This window comes from Verrucomicrobiia bacterium (assembly GCA_036405135.1).
Taxonomy (GTDB): domain Bacteria; phylum Verrucomicrobiota; class Verrucomicrobiia; order Limisphaerales; family JAEYXS01; genus JAEYXS01.
The window spans coordinates 120610-143884 of the sequence record DASWYF010000049.1; the positions used below are offsets into that span (position 1 = coordinate 120610).

The 23275-nt window shown below is 55.1% G+C and carries 20 protein-coding genes; 14 read left to right on the top strand and 6 right to left on the bottom strand.

All coding sequences use genetic code 11. The features are described 5' to 3' along the window. Positions 1 to 14 precede the first annotated feature (14 nt). The 3 genes from VGH19_23555 to VGH19_23565 all read right to left on the bottom strand — a co-directional run bounded on the left by VGH19_23555 (position 15) and on the right by VGH19_23565 (position 4025). On the bottom strand, positions 15 to 641 hold the full coding sequence (locus tag VGH19_23555) for a site-2 protease family protein (protein HEY1174362.1): 627 nt from the start codon (positions 639 to 641) through the stop codon (positions 15 to 17). Positions 642 to 1092: 451 nt separating this feature from the next. Beyond that, positions 1093 to 2562 (bottom strand): serine protease, encoded by a 1470-nt coding sequence (locus tag VGH19_23560; protein HEY1174363.1) that lies wholly within the window; start codon positions 2560 to 2562, stop codon positions 1093 to 1095. A 20-nt stretch (positions 2563 to 2582) separates the two neighbouring features. Then, positions 2583 to 4025 carry a trypsin-like peptidase domain-containing protein gene (locus VGH19_23565; GenBank protein ID HEY1174364.1) on the bottom strand — a complete coding sequence of 481 codons (1443 nt, stop codon included), beginning with the start codon at positions 4023 to 4025 and terminating at the stop codon, positions 2583 to 2585. Between the two features lie 164 nt (positions 4026 to 4189). On the opposite strand from VGH19_23565, the gene VGH19_23570 reads away from it, so the two are divergent. Continuing rightward, positions 4190 to 5182: a deoxyhypusine synthase family protein gene (locus tag VGH19_23570; GenBank protein HEY1174365.1), complete on the top strand. Its 993-nt coding sequence runs from the start codon at positions 4190 to 4192 to the stop codon at positions 5180 to 5182. Between the two features lie 55 nt (positions 5183 to 5237). On the opposite strand, the gene VGH19_23575 is transcribed toward VGH19_23570, so the two are convergent. Then, a complete protein-coding gene (locus tag VGH19_23575; protein HEY1174366.1) occupies positions 5238 to 5570 on the bottom strand; it encodes a hypothetical protein in 333 nt (110 codons plus the stop codon). Next, complete coding sequence (locus tag VGH19_23580) at positions 5567 to 6037, bottom strand: phosphoglycerate mutase family protein (protein HEY1174367.1); 471 nt, start codon at positions 6035 to 6037, stop codon at positions 5567 to 5569. The genes VGH19_23575 and VGH19_23580 overlap by 4 nt, the downstream gene beginning before the upstream one ends. A gap of 203 nt (positions 6038 to 6240) precedes the next feature. Between VGH19_23580 and VGH19_23585 the strand changes: the two genes are divergently transcribed. From VGH19_23585 to VGH19_23630, 10 genes are all read left to right on the top strand, one after another. After that, positions 6241 to 7161 (top strand): sugar phosphate isomerase/epimerase family protein, encoded by a 921-nt coding sequence (locus tag VGH19_23585; GenBank protein HEY1174368.1) that lies wholly within the window; start codon positions 6241 to 6243, stop codon positions 7159 to 7161. A 311-nt stretch (positions 7162 to 7472) separates the two neighbouring features. Continuing rightward, a complete protein-coding gene (locus VGH19_23590; protein ID HEY1174369.1) occupies positions 7473 to 8852 on the top strand; it encodes a sulfatase in 1380 nt (459 codons plus the stop codon). 17 nt (positions 8853 to 8869) lie between these two features. Continuing rightward, positions 8870 to 10051, top strand: a complete 1182-nt coding sequence (locus tag VGH19_23595; protein HEY1174370.1) for a sialidase family protein — start codon at positions 8870 to 8872, stop codon at positions 10049 to 10051. Between the two features lie 141 nt (positions 10052 to 10192). Further along, complete coding sequence (locus tag VGH19_23600; GenBank protein HEY1174371.1) at positions 10193 to 11449, top strand: hypothetical protein; 1257 nt, start codon at positions 10193 to 10195, stop codon at positions 11447 to 11449. Between the two features lie 57 nt (positions 11450 to 11506). Continuing rightward, a complete protein-coding gene (locus VGH19_23605; GenBank protein ID HEY1174372.1) occupies positions 11507 to 12403 on the top strand; it encodes a GxxExxY protein in 897 nt (298 codons plus the stop codon). Between the two features lie 28 nt (positions 12404 to 12431). Continuing rightward, complete coding sequence (locus tag VGH19_23610; GenBank protein ID HEY1174373.1) at positions 12432 to 13607, top strand: sialidase family protein; 1176 nt, start codon at positions 12432 to 12434, stop codon at positions 13605 to 13607. Between the two features lie 12 nt (positions 13608 to 13619). Then, a complete protein-coding gene (locus VGH19_23615; GenBank protein HEY1174374.1) occupies positions 13620 to 14081 on the top strand; it encodes a hypothetical protein in 462 nt (153 codons plus the stop codon). 61 nt (positions 14082 to 14142) lie between these two features. Then, positions 14143 to 15075, top strand: coding sequence for a DUF4886 domain-containing protein (locus tag VGH19_23620; GenBank protein HEY1174375.1), 933 nt, complete (start codon positions 14143 to 14145; stop codon positions 15073 to 15075). A 52-nt stretch (positions 15076 to 15127) separates the two neighbouring features. After that, on the top strand, positions 15128 to 16009 hold the full coding sequence (locus VGH19_23625) for a cycloisomerase (protein HEY1174376.1): 882 nt from the start codon (positions 15128 to 15130) through the stop codon (positions 16007 to 16009). A gap of 140 nt (positions 16010 to 16149) precedes the next feature. Continuing rightward, positions 16150 to 17322: a hypothetical protein gene (locus tag VGH19_23630; GenBank protein ID HEY1174377.1), complete on the top strand. Its 1173-nt coding sequence runs from the start codon at positions 16150 to 16152 to the stop codon at positions 17320 to 17322. A gap of 122 nt (positions 17323 to 17444) precedes the next feature. Here VGH19_23630 and VGH19_23635 read toward each other — a convergent pair whose 3' ends face one another. Continuing rightward, positions 17445 to 17717, bottom strand: coding sequence for a zinc ribbon domain-containing protein (locus VGH19_23635; protein ID HEY1174378.1), 273 nt, complete (start codon positions 17715 to 17717; stop codon positions 17445 to 17447). A gap of 293 nt (positions 17718 to 18010) precedes the next feature. Here VGH19_23635 and VGH19_23640 point away from each other — a divergent pair, with 293 nt between their 5' ends. The 3 genes from VGH19_23640 to VGH19_23650 all read left to right on the top strand — a co-directional run bounded on the left by VGH19_23640 (position 18011) and on the right by VGH19_23650 (position 23273). After that, positions 18011 to 18199, top strand: a complete 189-nt coding sequence (locus VGH19_23640) for a hypothetical protein (GenBank protein HEY1174379.1) — start codon at positions 18011 to 18013, stop codon at positions 18197 to 18199. 149 nt (positions 18200 to 18348) lie between these two features. Continuing rightward, a complete protein-coding gene (locus VGH19_23645; GenBank protein ID HEY1174380.1) occupies positions 18349 to 19170 on the top strand; it encodes an IclR family transcriptional regulator in 822 nt (273 codons plus the stop codon). Beyond that, a complete protein-coding gene (locus VGH19_23650) occupies positions 19167 to 23273 on the top strand; it encodes a DUF1553 domain-containing protein (protein HEY1174381.1) in 4107 nt (1368 codons plus the stop codon). Before VGH19_23645 ends, VGH19_23650 begins: the two co-directional genes overlap by 4 nt. Positions 23274 to 23275 lie beyond the last annotated feature (2 nt).

Here is a 23275-nt window from a genome sequence, read left to right on the forward strand (position 1 = left end):
GACCGTTTTTGAGTTCACCCCTTCATCACACCACCTTCAGCAGAGCTGTTGGTGAAATTGACCCATGCAAAATAACCAAACAGGAAAGCCATATATATGCGTTGATTTTTCAGGGCATATGCGGCCACAAGCACCGCCACGAGGCCGCTGACAAAACAGGCTGTCTGCAACCGTTTCGGTCCGAGCAATTCCCGGAATATCTGCCCCCCATCCAATGGAAGCACGGGCAAAAGGTTCATCAATGTCCAGCCGATGTTAACGAACAGGGACATCTCGATGATGGTATAGAAGCCTTCATATTCGGTTTTTACGAACAGGTTGGCCAAGATGGTGATCCCGGCGAGCAAAAAACCGGCCAGTGGTCCTGCGGCGCTCACCCATATGCTCTGCCCCCGGCTGAATTGGGCATGAGGTATGATGGTCACGCCACCAAAACCATGAAGAACGATAGATGAGTGATAGCCACATTGGCGGGCGGCGAGAGCGTGTCCCAGTTCGTGGATCAAAATGCCAAAGAAGACGACAGGAACCCGCAGTGCCACATTGATCCATTCACTTCGTGTCTCGGACCAAAGCCCCCCGCTTACGAACACGGCCATGATCCAGAAGAACCATTGGACCCCGACCGGAAACCCCATCATGTTAAACTGAAACATGGGCAGAGACGTAACAGCTTTTCAGCCGCCTGCCAATGACTACGGGTGGAATTCTGCTCGTTCCTTGAGGCTACAGGATTTGGACTAAGGCAGGGCAAGCTAATACCGGAGGAATCAATGCCAGCAGCCGTCCCCCATTCCGGGTGGCCAGATAGTATATAACCCCGCAAAAAAGGAAAAACAGAATGACTAGGGTAAACCCCAAGATCAGGCGCGGGGTGCGCCGATACAAATTGATATTGCACGCTGCGCACCGGGTTGAACCCGATCGCAACGTCCTCCCACATCGACTGCAAGTTCGCGTGACCAAAACCATTCGTGGCTTTTGGGAAGCAATCTTTGTTCCTCCCGTCATTTGCCGTATATTAAACAAACCAGGGCAGGTCTGCCTGCCCAAGGTTTGTTCAGTATTTGTCAAATATTGCGTTGAGGGGAGTCATTTGGCGAGTGTTTTTCCCGCTAGAATATTCCTGTCTCCACGAATTCCGTAGTTGCTCTGGATTCGCGCACTGGCCTGGCTGGCCTGGCTGGCATCCAGCACCATCTTCTGGATACTGCTGCCCTCCATGAACTCAAGGATATGAAACCCGTCCTTGGGCGTCTGCAGGGCTGCAGCAAGCTCCATCAGATTGCTGATCGCCTTTCCGTTCACTTTGTCCAGCACGATAAACCGGTAGTCTTGGTATCCGATGTTTACCGGATCGGGCAATATGGCGGATAGCAACACCAGCCCGGCGCGCTCCTCGCTTTTGGACTGGTTATCATAGTAAGCCAGGCGGAAAGGAGCGCGTTGTTTCCAATCGCCTCCCCAACGCTTCAAGAACGGCCCGTCCAGCGGCTGGAATAGCAAACCACCGACCATCAGATACTCAGGTTCTTTATCAAAAACCTCTTTTGGGATCAGGTCCGTGGCGTAATCCGCCTTGGGCAGGGTGTAATCAACCGTCACTTCTTTGGCATCGCGCCAGACGACTATTTTAATCGTATCCCCTGCCCAGTGGCGACGGCTGCTGAGCGTCTCCAGCATCAGATGCCCGTATTCCGGGTCCACGTAGTCGCCCTGGATGTCGATATCGAACCCGTCCACTTTCAAAATCAGGTCACGCTCCTTCAATCCGTCCGGTTTCTTCTCATGATCGGGAATGTCTATGATCACGACGCCTTTCGGATCTGTTTTCCAGCCGAGGAACTTGTGTGCATCTGGATTCAAGGTTTGCTGCCAGGTGAACGCAAAGTACCCCATGCCCGTGAACTTGCCTTTTGCACGGGCATCCAGCACGCGTCGGAAAAACTGCACGGGCATGACATTGAATTTACGGCCGTCAGAAGAGGTTGTGAGGCCCACCAGTTTCCCATTGTTCACCACCGCTTCCGCCCAGCCGAGGCCTTCGATCTCCGAGCTGAAGATGATCTGGGTGGAGGGAACGAAGCTGACCTTGCCTTCGCGGACTGTGAACTCGTTGAACTCCGCCTTGCGGCTTTCCAAGTTGCCATTTCGCCAGCGCACTACTTGTACCATGCTGAGATCCTTGAAATCTGTGGCGAACTTTGCCGCCTTCAAGCCTGGCCAGAACTCTGCTTCTTCCACGGAGAGCAAAGCTACGTTCGCATGGTAATCTGCCCACTTGAGCTTGGCGGTCCACCACCGGCCGCGTCCGTTGCGTTGCACGCGGATAAGTGTCACGTCATTGAAGAATTCCGCGGTCGTCAGTATCTCTTTTCCTTCGATCACGATGGCGTTCTTGACGTCCGTGGCCGTCTGGCGGGTCCATGGCTGGCCCATGTCATAACGCTGGCGGGTGATCTCCACCGTCACGATGGAATCCTCCCAAGGATTGTGTGAGAGCTGGCTTTGTCCCGTGAGCGCGCACAAGAATGTCAGGCAGAGAAACAGAAATTTTTTCATAACTGGTCAGTCTTGATGGCTTACAGGCGGCGGTCGCTGGAGATGTTATAGGTTTTCATGATTTCGGCATTTGCCGCATCGGCGTCCTTCCGCTCGATGCATTCGAAACCGCCTTTAGGCAGGAATTCCATGATATGCTGGTCCGTCTTCGCCTCGGCGAAAGCTCGGATCACATCCTCCAGTTTGTTGATCTTGATGCCGTTGATCTTGTCCACCAGCACGGCCCCGCGCACTTGCAGGTTCGCGTTCACGGGGTGGGCCATCACGGTGCTGAGGACAATAGGTTCTTCGCGGACTGTTTCGGGTTTTTCGCGGCGACGATAGTTCAGTTCATACAGCATCGCAGCCGTGGAACCGGCACGGGGCAGGCGGCGCAGATAATCCATGCTCAAAGGGGTGAACACCATGCCGCCATATACATAGTAGCGGGGCAGCACATCATATTGGCTGCCAGTGGGCAGGTCTTCGTTGTCTACAAAGAGTGGCAGTTTGGTGGATACCTCCTTGCCCTCGCGCCAGAGCTTCACGGGGATGGATTCTCCATTCTGCGGTTCTTGGAAGGCGACGGAGAGCGATACCCGGTTCCCTTTGTAGAGTATCGTCGCATCACTGCCCACGCGATAGCCGCCGACTTCGAGCAAAACGTCATCCACCTTCAAGGCTTTGCGGGTGCTCTCGATTGGCAGGATGTTGTCCACCCGGGCGCCTACATCATTGTCTGGCAAACCGGCGAGCTTCCGGAAGGCCGGGTTTTGCATCGGCATGATGCTGATGCCTGCGCGGGGGAAGCCGTCATACTTGCCGTCTTCGATATCTTTCAGGAAGTGATTGATGACTGGCGGAGGGATGAAGAAGCCGGTGTTTTCCAAGCCGGGCGTGCCTTGAAAGGCTACGCCCACCACTTTGTCATCCTGGATCACTGGGCCACCACTGTTGCCGGGGTTGATGGCGGCATCGGTTTGCACGGTGAGAAATGCGCGATTGCCCATGTGGACATACCCTTGCATCTCGATGCGTGACACCACACCGCGAGTGAAAGATATCTGTTCGCCACCAGCGGGATAGCCCATCGTCGTGACAGTGGAACGCACTTCCGGCAGGTCACCGATCTGCAATGCCTCCATGCCGCTGAAGAAATCTTTGTCTTCGACTTCCAAAAGCGCCAAGTCGCATTCGTGGGCGACAAATGCGACTTTTGCACGATAAGGGCGCGGGTCTTGGTAACGTTTCACCAAAATCTGCTTGCCCCACCCGATGACGTGGGCATTCGTCATGATCTTCTTGCCGTTCACCACAAAGCCGGTGCCCGTCCCACGACCCACTTGGCTGAAGCGCCATGGAGCGATCCAGTCGGGCGACTGGCTGAAGGTCATGACTTGGACGACGGATTTCTCCGGTTCGGCGGCGTGAGCTGTCAGGGACAGGCTGACGCCGAGCAACAGACAGGCGAGGAATCGCTTCATGTTAAATATCAAGGTTTCCGGGCTTGGCTAACCGGGTCAAGCCATTACCGTGCAACTTGGACCGGTTCGGTTGAAATACATTCAAACAATGATTGCACCGCAAAATCTTCCTTCCAACGTTCTCCCCTGTTGCATTTCGACTTTCGCTCCCTAGAATCCGCCGCATGAAGAAAAAGGGTCCGATCAGTCAGTTCATTAAGCATAATTACCGGCACTTCAACGCCGCCGCGTTGGTGGATGCCGCCGAAGGTTACGAAGCGCACCTGAAACAGGGCGGCAAGATGTTCGTCACGCTCGCGGGCGCCATGTCCACGGCTGAGCTGGGCATCACGCTCGCCGAGATGATCCGTCAGGACAAAGTGCACGCCATCTGCTGCACCGGTGCGAACCTCGAGGAAGACGTGTTCAACCTCGTGGCCCATGATTTCTACGAGCGCGTGCCGAATTACCGCGACCTCACTCCGAAGGACGAGGTGAAGCTCCTGAAGAAGCACATGAACCGTGTGACGGATACGTGCATCCCGGAGATGGAAGCCATGCGCCGCATCGAGAACGTGGTGCTGGAGGAATGGGTGGCCGCTGACCAGAAGGGCGAACGCTATTTCCCGCACGAGTTCATGTATAAGATCCTCCGTGGCGGCAAGCTCAAGAAGTCTTACCAGATCGATCCGAAAGATTCCTGGCTTCTCGCCGCGTGCGAGAAGAATCTGCCGATGTTCGTCCCCGGCTGGGAAGATGCCACGCTGGGCAACATGTATGCTGGCCACGTGATCAGCGGTGATGTGAAGAAAGTACACACCGTCCGCACGGGTATCGAGTACATGATGGAACTCGCGGAGTGGTACACGAAGAATTCCAAGAAAATCGGCAAGGGCGGGAGCATCGGCTTCTTCCAGGTCGGTGGCGGTATCGCCGGTGACTTCCCGATCTGCGTCGTCCCGATGCTCCATCAAGACCTCCGCCGCACGGGTGTGCCGCTCTGGGGTTACTTCTGCCAGATCAGCGATTCCACCACGAGCTACGGCTCCTACTCCGGCGCTGTGCCGAACGAGAAGATCACGTGGGGCAAGCTCGGTGTGGATACGCCGAAGTATATCATCGAGTCCGATGCCACCATCGTGGCTCCGCTACTATTCTCCTACGTCCTGGGACACTAAGAGAAACTGATTTCAAACAACGCCGAAGGCCACAAGGTCTTCGGCGTTTTTGTTTTCATCGGCTGTTCAATCCGAACACCAGGCAGAACTGGACAAAGAAACAGAGCACGAACCAGAAGAGCATGTAAAAACCGCTGTAGAGATTGCTCTGCATTTCTGATTTGGAACGCCAGCAGGCAAAAGCAAATCCACCCGTTCCTAAAATCAGCAATAACCAGCGCCAGTCATGAATGCCCCAAGCCAGCTTTACGATATGGGGCAGCACATCCGTCTGCTTTCCGAATGCCGCAAAAAACAGCCCCATGGAATAACGGATGATCGCTACAGCGAAGAAACTGGAGGCGACCGCACACGCAGGCAGGATGAGTTTCGTGCTGTTCCCGTTCATTTGACGCCCATCATCTTCGGGCCGATCAGCAGCTTGAGAGAAAAATTCTGACGATCTTCCGTGCGCAGACACGCGAGCATCCCTTTGGACATCTCAAAATCGTTCACCGGCAATTTGGCCAATCGTGCGATGTTCTCCGACATGGAAGGATTATGACCTACGAGCAGGATGTTTTTCCCTTCTTGGATTTTCTTGAGCCAGCCACCGAAATTTCTCTCTTCATTACGGAGGGCACCGGTCAATTCCAAGATGATGCGTCTGTCCTTGTTGGTGACGGGCAAAACGATCTCAGCCGTTTCACGCGCACGCACGAGCGGACTGGAATACGCTGCGTCAAACTCGATACCGGCATTCAGGAGCAGATTCGCCACGGCCTGAGACTGGCGCTGGCCCAGCTTAGAAAGCGGGCGCATATCGTCATCCGCACCAGGCAACGCATCGGCATGTCGGAGGAAGTAAAGACGCATGGCTCATCCTAAAAGGGCTTGTTGAGAATCTCCAGAAAATCCTGTCGTAAATGACCAATGACGAAATCCGAATGACCAAGGAATGCGCAATGTCCAAATGTTTCATTGGTCATTTGGCATTCCTTCATCATTCGTGCTTGGGCATTGGTCATTCTTTTGAAAGCAGCATTGAATTTCTTCCACGACTGGCCAATCTTATCCCCATGATCCGCCCGCAATCTCCCCTCTCTCGTCGCGAGTTTTTGTTTCAATCCGCCATGGCCGCTGGCGCTCTCAGTATCGGTGCCAGTTCCCTTACGGCGCAAACTGCGGCGAAAGGTAAGTATCCGATCATCGCCTTCTCCAAACCGTTCCAACAATTGAACGCGAAAGAGACGGCCGATTTTGTGGCTGAGGTCGGTTGGGAAGGCATCGAATGTCCGGTGCGGCCTAAAGGACAGATCGAGCCGGAAAAGGCACCGGACGAATTGCCGAAGTTCGTCGAAACATTCCGCAAGCAGAAGCTGGATGTCTACATCCTCACCACGGCCATCACGTCCATGCAGACGCCGCATACGGAAACCGTTCTGCGCACGGCATCCAAGCTGGGCATCAAACGCATCCGCATGGGTTTCTGGAAATATGCTAAGGACAAGAATCCAGCGGATCAATTGAAGGAAGTGGGCGCGCAATTGAAAGACATCGCAGCCGCGTGCAAAGATCTGGGCATCCAGGCGGGTTTCCAAAACCATTCAGGCAAAGATTACGTAGGTGCTCCGGTCTGGGATGTTTTCAGCATCATCAAGGATCTCGATCCGAAGCACATGGGCATGTGCTTTGACATCGGTCACGCGACGATTGAAGGCGGTCTTTCCTGGCCGTTGGAAGCGAGATTGATGGAGCCATTTTATACGGCGGTTTTCGTGAAAGATTTCTTCTGGAAGAAAGATGACAAAGGCGTGTGGAAGATGACGTGGGCCCCGCTAGGCGAAGGCCTGGTCAGCAAGAATTTCTTCGATACGCTCAAGAAATCCAGCTACAGCGGCCCGATCTCCCAGCACCACGAATACGAGATGGGCGATATGAAAGAGATGATGGTGCATATGAAGAAGGATCTGCAGGTCCTGAAGCAGTGGCTGGGATAAATACAACTCGACTCTCCGTGGTCCCAACAGGTTCCAAATCAAGGAGGTTTCCTGATAGTCAAAAGCCTTGGGTGAGGTTTGCGCAGGGGGACTTGCCCCCATCTGCCTGTGGCCGCTACTGCGACTCGGAAAGCCGCGAATAGCATGTGGGCATTGAATGATTCGCAATGCGTGCTGACAAACGGACGGAATATGTTCATCATGCCCGTATGTCCAGCACGCGAAATCAATTCTCCGCCGTGTCGCACCTTCGAGATTGGACATTTGGTCATTCTTTCGTCATTCGGATTTGGTCATTGCTCATTGCATTGATGGCTTTGAGTTCAGCCAGCGCTTATGTTGCTGCCAAGCCTAACGTCGTGCTCATCCTCGCGGACGATCTCGGCTGGACGGATCTGAAATGTTTCGGCAGCGACCTTTACCAATCGCCGAACCTCGACAAGCTGGCCAAGGACGGGATGAAGTTCACGCAGCACTATTCAGCATGTACGGTTTGTTCACCCACACGGGCAGCGATCCTTACGGGTAAATACCCCGCGCGAACGCACATCACGGACTGGATTCCAGGGTTGCCGCCAGAGAATCCAAAGCTGCTGGTGCCGGAGTGGACGAAATATCTGCCGCGTGAAGAAGCGAATCTCGGCAAGGTGTTCAAGGCGGCAGGCTATACGACCGCGAGCATCGGCAAATGGCATTTGGGCGGCGAAGAATTTTACCCGCAGAAACAGGGTTTCGATGTGAACATCGCGGGTACGGACAAACCTGCACCACCGACGTATTATGCGCCGTGGAATATCACGAATCTGACGGAGGGAACCGCGGGCGATTATCTCACGGATCGAATCGGGACGGAGGCGGTGAAGTTCATCGAGCAGAACCAGGCGAAGCCGTTCTTTCTCTATGTGCCGCATTTCGGAGTGCATACGCCGATCCAAGGCAGGCCGGATATCGTGGAAAAGTATCGCGCGATGAAGCGCAACGGGCTTACGCATAGCAACGCGGTCTATGCGGCGATGGTGGAAAGCGTGGATGCAACGGTCGGCCAGATTCGCCAGAAGCTGGAGGAGTTGAAGATCACCGAGAATACGATTGTGATTTTCACATCGGACAATGGCGGGCGGGTGCCGACGACTTCGAATCATCCCCTGCGTGTGGGGAAAGGCTCGTGCTATGAAGGTGGCACGCGCGTGCCCTTCATCATCTCCTGGCCCGGTGTGACGAAGCCCGGTTCCGTGAGCGAGGTGCCAGTGATCAGTATGGATTATTATCCGACGTTGCTGGAGGCTTGTGGGATTTCCAATCGAGCCGGGTCGGAGACCGGCGCTCCGACTGTGGATGGGGTGAGCTTGGTGCCGCTATTACGAGGAAACGGAACGATTAAACGTGACGAACTCTTCTGGCATTACCCGCATTACCAACATTATCAACAGGGCGGCACGACGCCTTACGGAGCAATCCGTGAAGGGGATTTCAAATTGATTGAATTTTTTGACGATATGCGGGTCGAACTTTACAATCTGAAGGACGATCTCGGAGAGAAAACCAATCTGGCCAAAGCGATGCCCGAAAAAGTGACGCAACTGCGCGAACGTCTGCATGCCTGGCGCAAAGATGTGGGCGCGCAGATGCCGACGAAGAATCCGAAATACGATCCATCACGGCCGGAGCATCCAGCCAAGGCTGCCAAGTAATTCAAAAATTTATTCCTATGCTGTTCAAACCTTCATCATTTGCCGCTGTCCTCTGCGTCAGCGTGGCGTGTGTCCTTTCTGCATCTGCAACGGATTGGGAGAAACAGGCGCTCGAAGACGCCAAGCAGGATCGCACGAATATCCCTTACGACGGCAAGACGCCGAACAAGATGGTGTGCGATACGACTCTCCGCGAGATGCCGGATGGTTCGTGGGTGCTGTTCATGCTGGCGGGCGGGGATTTCGAGCCGTCACCGGAGAATTACACCGGCGTCACGCGCAGTACAGATCAGGGCAAGACGTGGTCGCCGCTGCAACAGTTCGATGTGGGTTTCCCGCGCGAGGGCAAAACGATCGGGCAAGGGCCGACGGAGCTGATGATCTATAAGGGGCGCGCTACGCTGTTTTTCTCCACGCATTCGCAGACGTGGGGCAAGGACTGGAAATCATGGATGATGCACAGCGAAGATTCCGGCAAGACCTGGGGCAAGCCGGAGCCGATGCCGGGTCGACTGGCGAACTTCACCTTCATCCGCAATCACATCGTGACGAAGGATGGACGCATCCTCCTCCCCTATCAGCACTATGAAGGGCCACCCGCAGGCACGCCGCCGCCTGAGGCTGAGGAGAAGCCGTGGCATAAGACGCTGTTTCACTACGTGAGCAATCCACGCAATGGCGTGCTGATGAGCAGCGATGGCGGCAAGACGTGGTCGGAGCATGGCAGCATCCGCATCACCACGGATGACCGCTATCACGGCTGGGCGGAGAATAATATCGTTGAGCTGGCTGATGGTCGCATCGGGATGATCATCCGCGCAGATCGCTTGGGTGGTGTGCTGTTCTATGCGGAATCAAAGGACGGCGGCAAAACGTGGCCAGAGTTCGCAACGAAGACGGAAATTCCGAACCCCGGCTCAAAGGCGACGCTCTATTCGCTCGGCGGTGATAACGTGGCGATCTTGCATAATCCGAATCCGAAGCATCGCAGCCCGATGGCGTTGTGGATCAGCTTCGATGGTATGAAGACGTGGCCGTATAAGCGCGTGCTACAAGCGGAGTCCGTCGATGGGCCGAAAGGGCGGATGAATTATCCCGATGGTTTCGTGAGCAAGGACAAACAGTGGTTGCACTTTGCCTTCGATGATAACCGGCATCGTGCCGTGTATTACGGGGCGAAGCTGCCGCCGTTGAAGTGATTTATGTTAGCTTACTTGCCGAGAGCGGGCACCCCTCACCCCGGCCCTCTCCCCTCCGAGGGGCGAGGGTGCTGTATCCTCGAACTTTCTTACCCCGCTTTTCTCCACCGAAGTTCATGATAGCTTCTATACTCAAGCACCATGCTGAAGTTTAATCGTCGCCAGTTCCTCACCAGTTTAACAGCTATGGCCGGTATTGCTGCGCTTGATCTGTCTCGCTTGATCGCCGCTGAACCTCTGGCGCAACAGTTCACCAAGGTCTTTCACAATCCTGATCCGGAATATTATGTGGAAGGGCCGGGACTGGTGCGGCTGGCTGATGGGGCATTGATAGCGATCGTCCCTATCGTACCACGGAATGAATGGAGCGCGGAACGCCGGGCCACACGCAGCGTGACGCACATCGTCCAGAGCAAGGACGGTGGCAAGACCTGGCAGCCGATCGCGAAGCTGCCATATTACTCAGCGGTACCGTGGACGCATGACGATGCGCTGTATCTCTTCACGAACAAAGGCGGCACGAAGATGCGCAATGACGATCTGCTGCTCTTGCGCAGCCGTGATGGCGGCGTGACGTGGTCCGAGCCGGTGACCTTGTTCAAAGGGCATTTCTGGAATTGTCACACGGGCATGGCGGTGCGGGATAATCATCTCTATTGGGCAGTGGATGACTTGAGCCTTGGCAACAAACGCGGACCACGGGCGCTGGCTGGTGATTTGTCTGGTGACCTGATGGACCCGAAGTCGTGGCGTCTCTCGGAACCAGTGCCCTTTCCCGGGGTGCCGGAGCCATTGACCAATCCTGACCTCAAAATCTCCAGCCAATACTTGGAACCGAACGTGCTGAATGTGCGCGGCAAACTACGGGTGTTGATGACGGTGAAGCCCAAGCGCCAGTCCACGGCCAGCCTCTGCGCGGTGCTGGACCTGAATGACGATCAAAAGAAACTCGATCTCAAGTTCAAGCAGTTCCATCCCATGGCGGGCGGACAGTTGAAGTTCTGCGTCATCTGGGATGAGGTTTCGCAGATGTTCTGGGCCACGGCGAATCTCGTGGTGGACAGCCAAGGCGCTTTCGACTGGTGGGCAGAAGGTGAGAAACGCGGCAACTTCAGTTATTCCAGTGCGATGGGTGGCAATGACCGGCGTTTCCTTATGCTGTTCTACGGTGTGGATGGCCTGAACTGGATGCCTGCGGGATGCGTCGCGCAAGCGGGGAAGATTTCGCAATCCTTCATGTATGCGCGTCCAGTCGTTGATGGGAATGATCTGGCCATCATCGCGCGCTCCAGCATCAACGCCCCGAACCAGCATGATGCGGATTACGCGACGTTCCATCGCGTGCGCGATTTCCGAAAACTGGCGCTAAATCTTATCCCTGAGCCGGAAGGCAAATGACTTACTTACTTGTGATGAATCGCCCCATAATACACCACACAAGCCGAGCGTCATTTGATGGGAATTTTTCAACCGAATGGGGTCAAACGAATAAGAGATGAGGGTGGTTTTTTGTGCGATATGCCTATTTCCTGTCAAATTCCTATAAGGAACATTTCCAAGGTTGAGTTTGATGAGCGCGACCGTGTCGTGATGCGTTGCGCTTATGAATCGCAAAATTATTTAGGGCGGTTATGCGATGAGAGCGTCTATGAGAATGACATGGTCGCCCGCATCAAGGCTGCGGGATTGCCAGAGGTCTATTCACAGGTGCCGGTGGCAATCGTAATCGGAGATTTCAGTAAGACCTATAAACTTGATCTGGTGGTGGATAACGCGATTTATGAACTTAAAACAGTAGCCGCTTTGACAGGCGACCACGACAACCAAGCTCTAAACTATGCGATGTTTTGCAATGTGTCGCATGCCAAGCTGATCAATTTCCGCACGTCTCGCGTACAAGGAAAGCTGAAGTATGTCCCATTGACCTTGGAAGGGCGGCGTAAGATTTCATGTGATTACTCCGCATGGAAGGCGATGTCTCCACAGTGTGATAGCTTGAAAAAGCAAACTGTAGATGTCCTCCATGACTTGGGGGCGTTTCTGGATACACGGCTTTACGAAGAAGTGCTTGTGCATATGTGTGGCGGTGCTGAACGTTCTGTGCTGCGTGTTCCCGTCTCGCGCGATGGGATAGTTCTTGGCTCGCATCTGTTCCAAAGCCATGCGGAAGGTATCGGATTCATAGTAACCGCATTAACCAATGGTTCGGAACAGTATCACCGGCATATCAGCAGTTTGTTAAGGATGACATCACTGAAAGCCATGCAATGGATAAACCTATGCCATGCATCAGTTCAGTTTGTGACAGTCACCAACCCCAATCCTCTTATTCTGTTGACCCCATTCGGTTGAAAATATGCGTTTCTTCTTTAAAACAACTTTGATTGCCGTAATCACGCTTCTGTATTGCGGTTCGATAACGGCTCAAAATTCCGCTAAGATTCTGCCGCTTGGTTGGAATGCCAAAGAGGCGGGAGATAAAGTGCTACAAGGGTTGATCAATACCTCGGGAGCGCAGGTGAAAGGGGCGCATGATTCGGAGTTCGTGATCGTGGGCGGAAAGGCTTACATCGTGGCGGAGGCGAATGATGTGAAGGGCGGCGAGGCGCCGGATTGGCCGTATGTGTATGTGACGTTCTCCATCGTGAACCTCAAGACGATGAAGCTGGAGCGCATCATGAAGTTCGCGCATGGCGAGGCGGTTTACGCGAATGAGAAGCTGCCGGTGGGCGCGTGTTTTGTGCCGCGCATCATCCAGAAGGATGAACGGACGTTGCGCTGCTACTTCGCGAGCGAGGAGCCGAAGAAGCGGCAATCGCAGATGTGGTATATTGATTACGACCTGAAGCGCGGCTTGTTCGCGAACACGATTCATAGGGTGAAGCTCAAGACGGCGGCTGGCACGTTTGATATGCAGCCCCAGCATTTTCATGCGGATGCGAAGGCGAAAGGATTTCAACGCGCACCAGTGGATTACGGGCTCTACATCTTCGATTCTTTCAAGGTCATCGATGGGAAGACGTATGTGACGCTGAACAATTATCCGGGCGGGCAGAATGCGCTGGCGACGGTGAACAAAGAGCTGGATACGTTTGAGGTGGTGGGACATTTCAATGAGCCGGGCACGATGAAGCTCACAGAATCGGCGGCGCATCGCTTGCCGGATGGCACTTGGCTGGCGATCTGCCGTCAGGAGGGCGGTAACAAGAATTACACGTTTGCGACGAGTGCGGATGGCGTGAAATGGTCGGCGAATGCGCACCGGGATTTCGTGGCGAACGGAACGAGTTCCAAACCGACGTTGGAGAAGGTGAAAGGGGTTTATTATCTCGGCTGGCAGGAGGCGACGCAGATCAATGGCGCTCACCGGAGCGTGTTCAATATCGATGTGTCGCGGGATGGGAAGCAGTGGGAGCGGAAGTATCGCTTCGAGACGGAGAAGTCATTTCAGTATCCGGCGTTTCATGAGTATGAAGGCGGGATTTATCTGACGGTGACGCAGGGGGATACGGATGCGAGCCGGAAGGAGAGGATTATGTTTGGGCGGTTGGAGTGATATGGGGCATTTATGATTGAAGAACGCTTCTTGAATAAGCTTTCTCTACTGGCTTTATGTCTGGCGATCATAGAGCTAGGAGCTGGATGTTCTCCGTCACAGCCGCAAAAATCACCGAGGCAAGCTGCGTCGATGAACTTCAATTCAAAAATCGCATCTTTCCTCGCCAGCACGAATGAATACGAGGCTGTAGCAATATGGAATGATCTCGATGCGACGCTTGATCGGACATCATCGAAAGAGATCAAAGAATGGTTAACTCTGCAGCAAACAGTGCTCATTCATCACACCAATAGCTATTCAAGCGATCCTTTGAGAAAATCCGCGATTCAAGAATTTCGGCTTCTTAGTGATCACGCGGAGCCTTTCCATTCTTGGCTGCTGGAATGCAAAACAAATGGCCTCTTTGCAGACCCTTTTGTCATTCAGAATTTGGATCTGATTCTCCAGAAAATGAATGCTAAAAAGAAATGATTTTCGCTCATTTTATTCTGATGCAAAGGGCCATAGTTTGTTTAAGCTTTCAATAATACCTATGAAAATTCGTTTGATCGCTTTGGTTGGTGCGTTGTTGATGGTTGTCGCGGTGGTTCCGTCGTCGTTGCAGGCGGCGGAGGGGAAGACGGTGAAGCTGCTCACGGTGGGGAACAGTTTTTCCCGCAATGCCACGCGGTATCTGACGAATCTGGTGGAGGCGGGTGGACACAAGTTGATCCATCAGCCGATCGTGGTAGGTGGGGCGTCGATGGAATTGCACGCGAAGAAGTTCCAAGATTTCGAGACGGATTCCACGAAGACGAATGGCTATTACTCCGGGAAGAAGAGCTTGAAGCAGCATCTGCTGGCGGAGAAGTGGGATTACGTGACGATCCAGCAGGCGAGCATCAAGAGCCACAATTTGGAGACGTATCAACCGTTCGCGGGGCAGTTGAAGGATTACATCAAGCAGCACGCACCGCAGGCGCAGTTGATGGTGCATCAGACGTGGGCGTATCGCGTAGATGATCCGCGGTTCAATGCGGCTAAACCGAAGGCGGGCGAGCCGAAGACGCAGGCGGAGATGTATGAGGGGCTTGCCAAGGCATACCAGACGATCACAGCGGAGCTGGGTGCGAAACGAATTCCAGTAGGCGATGCGTTTTTCATCGCGGATACGGATACGAAATGGGGTTATAAGACGGATACGAAGTTTGATTCGAAGAAGGCGACTGCGCCGGAGCTGCCGGATCAGACGCATTCATTGCACGTGGGCTGGAAGTGGGCAAAGGGCAAGGATGACAAGATGACGCTGGGCATGGACGGACATCATGCGAATCTGGCGGGCGAGTATCTCGGGGCGTGCGTGTGGTATGAGGTGCTCTACGGCGAGAGCGTGGTGGGGAACAAATACGTGCCGAAGGAACTGGATGCGGCGTATGCGAAGTTCCTGCAGGAGACGGCGCATAAGGCGGTGCAGCAGATGAAGTGATAAGAAAGTGAGAGGGTGAGAAAGTCGGAGGGGGAGATCAGACGAGTAATCTGTGAGCTATAGAAATTCCAAAGGATCGGTTATTCGCGCCGGATCGGAGATCGGCGCTCCGATTTCGCGGCGGCGGGTGTTGCTTGGTATGGCGGGGGTGTTTTGTGCGGCTGCGGTTTCAGGATGGTCTGCTGAGAAAGCGAAGACAGATTGGAAGCATGAGGAATTGAGGCGGTTTCCGGCGGTGGAGGCGAATCAGGGGGTGGCGGTGGATGGGGAGTTTTTCTACGCGATCACGAACAAGGCGATCGGGAAGTATCGGAAGGATACGGGGGAGAAGGTGGCCAGTTGGACTGCGGCAAAGGGTGAGCCTTTCATCCATCTGAATGCGGGGTTCGTGCATGAGGGGAAGCTGTATGGGGCGCATTCGAATTTTCCGAAGGTGCCAATGGTGAGTTCGGTGGAGATTTGGGATGTGGCGACGATGAAGCACATCGGGCGGCATGATTTCGGGAGATACATCGGGTCGCTGACGTGGCTGGACCGGAAGGGGGAAGGGTGGATCGCGTGTTTTGTGCATTACCGGAAGAATGGCGGCGAGGCAGGTCGTGGGCCGGAGGAAACGCGGATCGTGCAGTTCGATAACGCGTGGAAGGAGCTGGCGAAGTGGTCGTTGCCGGAGGCGTTGATCAAGAAGTTCGGGGATTACAGCAGTTCCGGTGGCGGGTTCGGACCAGAGGGAAAGCTGTTCATCACGGGGCATGATGCGAAGGAGCTTTATATTCTCGAATTTCCCAAGAGCGGTTCGGTGATGGAGTGGACGGGGACAGTGACGATCAGTGCGGAGGGACAGGCGTTCAATTGGGACAAGAAAGAATCGGGCATTCTTTATTCCATCGCGCGGAAGACGAAGGAAGTGATTGTGTCGAAGGTCTCTCGGTAGGCGTAACAGGGCGCTTGGCTCGCTCACTCCTCACCCCGGCCCTCTCCTCGTTGAGAGGAGAGGGAGAACATTTGTTACCGATTGTGATTTCCACGATTGAGTTTTCTTGCCCGCTTTCGTGGCTCGGCGTAGGGATAGGTATGCCCTTGAGACGAATTTTAGCTTTGCTGGCGCTTTGTGCTGGAGTGGTGGGTGCTTCAGCGGCGGAGGATCCTTTGAGCGGGTGGAAGACGGGAGTGAAGATTTCTGCCGCGTCAGGTGAAACGAATCGGCATGTGATCCATTCGTATTTCAATACTTGCCCGGAGAGTCCGGATGGGAAGTGGGTTTTGTATTACACGTCCACGGTGGCGAATGGGCAGAAGGGGGATATCTGCATACGCAACCGGCAGAGTGGCGAGGAGAAGGTGTTGGTGCGGAATGTGAACACGGAGGATGCGCATCGGGCGGCGTGCCAGCAATGGGTGGCGAAGGGGAAGAAGGTGGCGTTTCACGATGAGCGGAATGGCGAGTGGATCGTGGCGGTGGTGGATATCGAGACGGGCGTGGAGAAGATCATCGCGCGCAACCGGCTCTCGAGCTGGAGCCAGCCGTATGCGGATGTGGTACCGGTGTATGGATTGCACTGGGATATCAACGGGTATCAGAATCTGGAGCTGGTGGATGTGAACACGGGCGAGGCGAAGGAGGTGCTGAAGATCGAAGCGGTTAAAGAAAAGTACGGCGATTGGATCAAGAAGAAGTTTGGCGAGAAGACGGTTTCCATTTTCTTCCCGGAATTGAGCCCGGATCTGAAACGCGTGTTCTTCAAGATGGCGGCACCGGGCAATGGGAATCCGCGCAGTGGTGGCGCGAGTCAGCGGGAGGGGATGATCTGTTATGACCTGGCGGAGAAGAAATTTTTGTTTGTGAGCGAGGTTTGGGGGCATCCGGCTTGGGCACCGGATTCGAAGACGATTGTCGAAGTCAGAAATATGATGATTGATAGTGATACGGGGAAGAGTCGCACGATCCCCGGCTTGCCGAGCTGGGGATCGGGGCATCCGTCATCGAGTCCGGATGCGAAATTGATCGTGACGGATGTGACGATGGACAAGCTCAAGGGACCAGCGAATGAATGGGGCATCGTGGTGATGGATGCGCGCGGGACGAATCATGCGGTGATCAATCAGGTGGATGGATCGAAGGGGGCGACGTCGTGGCGCAGGTCGCATCCGCATCCGATCTTCAGTGCGGATAACAAGAGAATCTATTTCAATGTGAACAATGGGAAATGGACGCAGTTGATGGTGGCGGAACGAGGTGAAAAGTAGATGGTGGATAGTTGATTGTGGCTGGCGGGGAAACAGCAATATCCAACGCCCAACTTCGAACACCGGAAGGGAGGTTAGCGCGGACTAACGTCCGCGGCTACGGTTCAGAGCGAGGACGATTTTTAGCGGAGGAAGGCGAAGGCTATCAGGATTAGCAGGATCAGGGCGGTGAGCCACCAATACCAGGCGAGGCCGTTGGGACGGGTGGCGTGGCCGAATTCGCGTTTTTTGTATTCTTCGTAGTCGAATTCTTCGTCGGAGAGGGGAAGGTCGAGGTTGCTGGCGTAGGCGGTCTCGGACCAACCGCTGGATTCGTCGGCACCACACTCAGGGCAGGCTTTGGCGTTGCGCGGAACGTCTTCTCCGCAGTTGGGGCAGGTCTCGGGAGCGGGCATGGGGAAATGATGAATGAAGAAGGGGGAAAGGAGAAGACACGAATTTGGGAGAGGGAGAAGACACGAATTTCACGAATTGGCACGAATAGGGGGAAGGAGGTGACGCGAATTTCGCTAATCTTCGCGAATTGGGAGAGGTGATTTTGTGGTTAATAGATGGATTTTAGACTTAACGCATTCATTTTCAAATAGTTAGGAGGTTTTTAAATATTTTCAAAAAAGTGGAGGCATGGACAGCCGTTGTCCTACCCCCTCTGCATAGTGGACGCAGAAAGATAACAAAAAGGTTCATTATGAAACTGTCAGAACAAAGCGAGTTGAAGATGGAAGTGGGATGCCGTCCGGTGAGTCGTCGGAATCGGAAGATCAGCCAGGCGAGCTGGTGGTTCGGGCAGATGAGGAGAGCGGTGGAGCAGGCGTGTCCTAGTGAAGTATCAAAGGCGCGGGTGGAGCAGAGGGTAATGCCGTTGGCTGCGGAATGAGCAAGAGTTTCAAGCGTTCAGAGGAGAAGAGTTTGCGCCGACTAATGTCGACGGCTACAGGATGGGGAGACGACGAGCAGGACTTAGTGGAGATGCATGGTTGACAGGAGGGTTTAGGATGGATTTCATATATGAAATCGTTTTCACCTATGAAATTGAAGTTGCCAACGGGGCGGCGTGTGCCTGTCTCTTCATCTTCAGCGAAGGCTGAGGAGAAGAGTCTTGGGGTTCCGGCTTTGGAGCGGGGATTGGCGATGTTGGAGTTTCTCGGGCGGCAATCGCAGGGGGCGACGTTGCTGGAGATCACGACAGCGTTGGAGGTGTCGGCGGCTTCGGCGTTCCGTATCGCGACGGCTTTGGAGGAGCTGGGTTATCTGCGGCGTGAGGAGGGGTCGAAAAAGTTTTTTGTGACGCGGAAGCTGCTTTCACTGGGGCAACCCCAGGCGGCTTCGCGGAGTCTGGTGGAGTGTGCGGTGGAGTCGATGCGTCAGGTGCTGGTGGCGACGGGAGAAACGACACAGCTTTGCTGCCTGGCGGAGGATCAGTGCGTGGTGATCGATCAACTCGCTTCGGTGCATCCGTTCAAATACATCGTGGATCTGGGGTCGCGCGCGCCATTGCACTGCGCAGCACCGGGCAAGGCGATGATGGCTTTCCTGCCGGAAGATGAACTGGCGCCGCTGCTTGCGCAGGTTAAACTGGAGAAACACACGGACCGCACGATCACGAGCCGCAAGGAATTGCGCGGCGAGCTGGAGCGCATCCGGGCGAATGGTTATGCGGTGGATCATGGCGAGCATTTTGACGGCATCCATTGTGTGGCGGCACCGTTGCTGAATCATCACGGACATGCGATCGCGGCGATCACGATCGCGGGACCATCTTCGCGAATCCCGGCGAGCCGGTTCGCAGAGTTCGGCGCGGTGATGATCGCGGCGGCGAATGAGGCGGCGAGAAAGTTTTTGGAATGAACACGCGCACGCTATTACCGATGGTGACGGTCGCGCTGGCGGCCTGGGGAGCGGTGTTGCCCGGTGTGGCACATTCGGCGGTGAGCGCGGCGGATGCGGAGTTTTTTGAGAAGAAGATCAGACCGGTGTTGGTGTCTGAATGTTACGAGTGCCACGGGGCGCAGAAGCCGAAGGGCGGGTTGCGGCTGGATTATCGCGAGGGGTGGATGAAGGGTGGGGAATCGGGGCCGGTCATCATTCCGGGCGAGGCGGCGAAGAGTCTTTTCATCCAATCCATCCAGCACACGCACAGCGAGCTGAAGATGCCCAAGAAGCGGGCGAAGCTTGCGGATGCGGTGATTCAGGATCTCGTCACGTGGGTGAACAAGGGTGCGCCTGATCCACGGGACCATCCACCCAGCGAGCAGGTAGCGGCAGGTTCGTGGGATGAGGTGATGACGGTGCGGAAACAGTGGTGGAGTTTTCAACCGGTGAAAGAACCGGCGGTGCCGAAGGTGAAGGATGCGAAGTGGTCCAGCGAGCCGGTGGATAAATTCATTCTCGCGAAGTTGGAGGAGAAAGGACTGGCACCGGCGAAACAGGCGGACAAGCGGACCTTGATCCGGCGCGCGACGTTTGTGCTCACGGGTTTGCCGCCGACGCCGGAGGAAGTGAACGCGTTCATTGCGGATACTTCACCGAAAGCGTTCGAGAAGGTGGTCGATCGCTTGCTGGCCTCGCCTTCTTTTGGCGAGCAATGGGCGAGGCACTGGATGGACCTGGTGCGTTATGCGGAGACGCACGGGAGCGAAAACGATCCGGATATCCGCGATGCCTGGCGGTATCGGGATTATCTCATCCGCGCATTCAATGCGGATGTGCCCGATGACCAGCTTATCAAGGAACACATCGCGGGGGATCTGCTGGCGAAACCGCGCATCAATGCGGCCGAGGGCTTGAATGAATCGCGCATCGGCATTGCGAGCCTGCGCCTGAACGAGCACGGATTTCAGCCGATCGATACGCTAGATGAGCAGGTGAAGACGGTGGAAAACCAGATCGATGTGGTGACGAAGGCATTCCAAGGGCTGACGGTGTCGTGCGCGCGGTGTCACGATCACAAGTTCGATCCGATCAGCCAAAAAGATTTTTATGCGATGTATGGCGTGCTGGCGAGTTCGCGTCCGGCTCAAGTGATGGTGGATGCGCCGGAGGTGCTTAACAAAAACAAGGCGGAGTTGGCGGCGTTGAAGCCGCAAGTGAAGTCTGCGTTGGCGGAGGCGTGGCTGAAATCGGTGGCCGAGGAATTGCCCGCGAAGCTGAAGAAGAATCATGGCGGGCTTATGGAAGTGCCCCCAGAAATGGGGCATTTGTCTTCGCTGGTTAGATGGCATGAGCAGTTGGCCAGTGCTCGTGTTTGGGAGGCACGTGGGAAGAATCCAGCGGTGGCAAAATTAGCACAACCGCTGGCGCAATGGAGTTTTGACGGCGATGCCAAAGATTCCAAAGGCAACCTGAATGGAGAACTGCGCGGCGGTGCGGTGATCAAGAATGGGCGACTCATCTTGAATGGCACGGATGCGTTCATGGAATCGGTGCCACTCAAGCAGGATCTGAAAGAGAAGACGCTCGAAGCATGGGTTTATCTGAGCAATCTCCAACAGCGCGCGGGTGGCGTGATCACGACGGAGAGCATCGGCGGGCGGGTGTTCGATGCGGTGGTGTTCGCAGAGAAGGAGAGCAGGCAATGGGTGCCGGGCAGCAATAATTTCAAGCGCTCGCAAACGCTCGGTGGACCGCAGGAAACGGCAAGTCCGAACGAGGCGATACATCTGGCGGTGACTTATGCGGCAGATGGGAACATCGCGTTTTATCGGAATGGGAAACCGTATGGCGCGGCGTACTCGCTCGCGGCCAAGCAAGAAGAGCTGGCGATGTTTACAGCGGGGCAAGCGCATGTGTTGCTGGGGCGGCGGCATACGGGCGGGGGAATGGCGTTCCTTGCGGGTGAGATTGAGGAGGGGCGTTTATACAATCGTGCGTTATCGGCGGAGGAAGTGGGAGCTTCATTCTCAGCGGGGCCGGGCGGGGTGAGCAAAGAGGATTTGCTGGCGGTGATGACGCCACAGGAGAAGACGGAGTATCAGCAGGCCGCGAAGCAATTGGCGGAGCTGAAACGGCAACAGGAATCGATCGCGGCGAGCAAGGCGGGACAGAGAGCGGCTTTCGACGAGGCGACACGGAATGAGTTTAATCCGCTGTATGCGTGGGTGAAGTTCAATGGGTTGAAGGACCAAGAGCTGGCAGATAAGTGGACGGATTGGATGCAGAAGCAACAAGCTGAACTGGTGGTGCGGCAGCAGGGGAATGCGAGTGGTTACGTCACGAAATGGAACCTGGCAAAAAGTGACGATGCACAGTGGTTTCGCGAAGGACAGAATTTGCCCGCCAAGGCAGTGAAGGCGGGAGAGTTTTCCTTGGAAGCAGATGGGGTGGAGGTGGTGAATGGGATTTATCCAGCGGGAATTTATTCGCATCTGCTGACCAAGAAGCACGGGGCGCTATTCACGTCACCGCGGTTCAAGATCGAGACGGACAGCATCAGCGTGAAGGTGCTGGGCGGTGGCGGCGCGATGGTGCGGGTGATCGTGGATAATTATCCGCTGCCGATGAACCCGATCTATCCGAAGGCGATCCTGACCAAGGATGAGCCGGGCTGGGTGCGGCTGGATACGGCGTATCGCAAGGGGTCGTGGGCTTATCTGGAGTTCGGAACATTTGATGATCTGACGCGGCCACTTGCGACGAAAGATACGCCGGTGAACGGGCGTTCCTGGTTCGGGGTGGAACACGTGGTGTTTCATAATTCCAATGTGTTGCCGAAAGATGAGGTGATGCCGGCTTTGGGATTGAGTGAGATGACCGCGCCGAAGAGTGCAGATGAGCTGGTGAAGATTTATCAGAGTGCTTTAACAACAGCGATCAAAGCGTGGCAGAGCAATACGATGACGGAGCCGCAACGGGCGTTGCTGGATTATTTTGTGCGGCGCGGGTTGTTGCCGAATGATGCGAACGGGATTGGAAGCAATGGAGCTTCGTTGATCGCGACGTATCGCAAGCTGGAGGCGGAAGTGCCGGTGGCACGCAGGGCTCCGGGTGTCTTGGAAACGGTGGGTGAGGATGCGCCGTTGATGCCGCGCGGGGATCATCTGAAACCGGGGGACTTGGTGCCGCGCGGGTTTCTGCAAGTGCTGGGTAAGGCGGACTTTGGTTTTAAAGGAGATAAAAGTCATCATACAGGGCGGCTGGAATTGGCGGAGTCGATCGCGGATGCGAAGAATCCGCTGACGGCGCGGGTGATGGCGAATCGTATCTGGCAGCATCTATTCGGGCGCGGGATCGTGGCGACGGTGGATAATTTCGGGCGCTTGGGGGCGGAGCCGACGCATCCGGAGTTGCTGGATCATCTGGCGACGCAATTGGTGAAGGGTGGCTGGTCGGAGAAGAAGCTGATCCGCACATTAATGCTTTCACAAGCTTGGCAGCAGAGCAGTGAGCCATCCGAGAAAGCGAGGCAGTTGGATGCGGCGAATGATTTGCTCTCGCATTATCGCGTGCGGCGATTGGAGGCGGAGAGCATCCGGGATTCACTCCTGGCGGTGGCGGGGAAACTGGAAGCGAAGCAGTTCGGGCCGCCGGTCTTTAATAATGTGAATCCGCGACGGAGTGTTTATTTGGCGGTGCGGCGGACGAATCTGAATCCGTTCCTGGAAGTGTTCGATGCGCCGAAGCCGTTCACGACGTTGGGGCAGCGCGATGCGACGAATGTCCCGGCGCAATCGTTGACGCTGTTGAATGATCCATTCGTGATCGGGTTGGCGCAGAGTTGGGCAAAGGCATTGATCGCGCGCGATGAAACAGAAGAGGCGCGGGTGCGGCGGATGTTTGAGCTGGCGTTTGCACGCACGCCTTCGGCTGCTGAGTTAAAGCAATGTGCGGAGTATCTGGCGCAATTGGGGGCGGAGAAGAATGTGGCAGCGGCGGAACGATTGAAGAGCGAGGCAGTGTGGCAGGACTTCGCGCAGTCGTTGTTCAATCTGAAGGAGTTTATCTATATCCGGTGAGG

What these genes read in the sequence shown, in the direction of transcription:
- VGH19_23555 (HEY1174362.1), bottom strand. Translation starts at nt 641, where the DNA reads ATGATGGGGTTTCCGGTCGGGGTCCAATGGTTCTTCTGGATCATGGCC.
- VGH19_23560 (HEY1174363.1), bottom strand. Translation starts at nt 2,562, where the DNA reads ATGAAAAAATTTCTGTTTCTCTGCCTGACATTCTTGTGCGCGCTCACG.
- VGH19_23565 (HEY1174364.1), bottom strand. Translation starts at nt 4,025, where the DNA reads ATGAAGCGATTCCTCGCCTGTCTGTTGCTCGGCGTCAGCCTGTCCCTG.
- VGH19_23570 (HEY1174365.1), top strand. Translation starts at nt 4,190, where the DNA reads ATGAAGAAAAAGGGTCCGATCAGTCAGTTCATTAAGCATAATTACCGG.
- VGH19_23575 (HEY1174366.1), bottom strand. Translation starts at nt 5,570, where the DNA reads ATGAACGGGAACAGCACGAAACTCATCCTGCCTGCGTGTGCGGTCGCC.
- VGH19_23580 (HEY1174367.1), bottom strand. Translation starts at nt 6,037, where the DNA reads ATGCGTCTTTACTTCCTCCGACATGCCGATGCGTTGCCTGGTGCGGAT.
- VGH19_23585 (HEY1174368.1), top strand. Translation starts at nt 6,241, where the DNA reads ATGATCCGCCCGCAATCTCCCCTCTCTCGTCGCGAGTTTTTGTTTCAA.
- VGH19_23590 (HEY1174369.1), top strand. Translation starts at nt 7,473, where the DNA reads ATGGCTTTGAGTTCAGCCAGCGCTTATGTTGCTGCCAAGCCTAACGTC.
- VGH19_23595 (HEY1174370.1), top strand. Translation starts at nt 8,870, where the DNA reads ATGCTGTTCAAACCTTCATCATTTGCCGCTGTCCTCTGCGTCAGCGTG.
- VGH19_23600 (HEY1174371.1), top strand. Translation starts at nt 10,193, where the DNA reads ATGCTGAAGTTTAATCGTCGCCAGTTCCTCACCAGTTTAACAGCTATG.
- VGH19_23605 (HEY1174372.1), top strand. Translation starts at nt 11,507, where the DNA reads ATGGGAATTTTTCAACCGAATGGGGTCAAACGAATAAGAGATGAGGGT.
- VGH19_23615 (HEY1174374.1), top strand. Translation starts at nt 13,620, where the DNA reads ATGATTGAAGAACGCTTCTTGAATAAGCTTTCTCTACTGGCTTTATGT.
- VGH19_23620 (HEY1174375.1), top strand. Translation starts at nt 14,143, where the DNA reads ATGAAAATTCGTTTGATCGCTTTGGTTGGTGCGTTGTTGATGGTTGTC.
- VGH19_23630 (HEY1174377.1), top strand. Translation starts at nt 16,150, where the DNA reads ATGCCCTTGAGACGAATTTTAGCTTTGCTGGCGCTTTGTGCTGGAGTG.
- VGH19_23635 (HEY1174378.1), bottom strand. Translation starts at nt 17,717, where the DNA reads ATGCCCGCTCCCGAGACCTGCCCCAACTGCGGAGAAGACGTTCCGCGC.
- VGH19_23640 (HEY1174379.1), top strand. Translation starts at nt 18,011, where the DNA reads ATGAAACTGTCAGAACAAAGCGAGTTGAAGATGGAAGTGGGATGCCGT.
- VGH19_23645 (HEY1174380.1), top strand. Translation starts at nt 18,349, where the DNA reads ATGAAATTGAAGTTGCCAACGGGGCGGCGTGTGCCTGTCTCTTCATCT.
- VGH19_23650 (HEY1174381.1), top strand. Translation starts at nt 19,167, where the DNA reads ATGAACACGCGCACGCTATTACCGATGGTGACGGTCGCGCTGGCGGCC.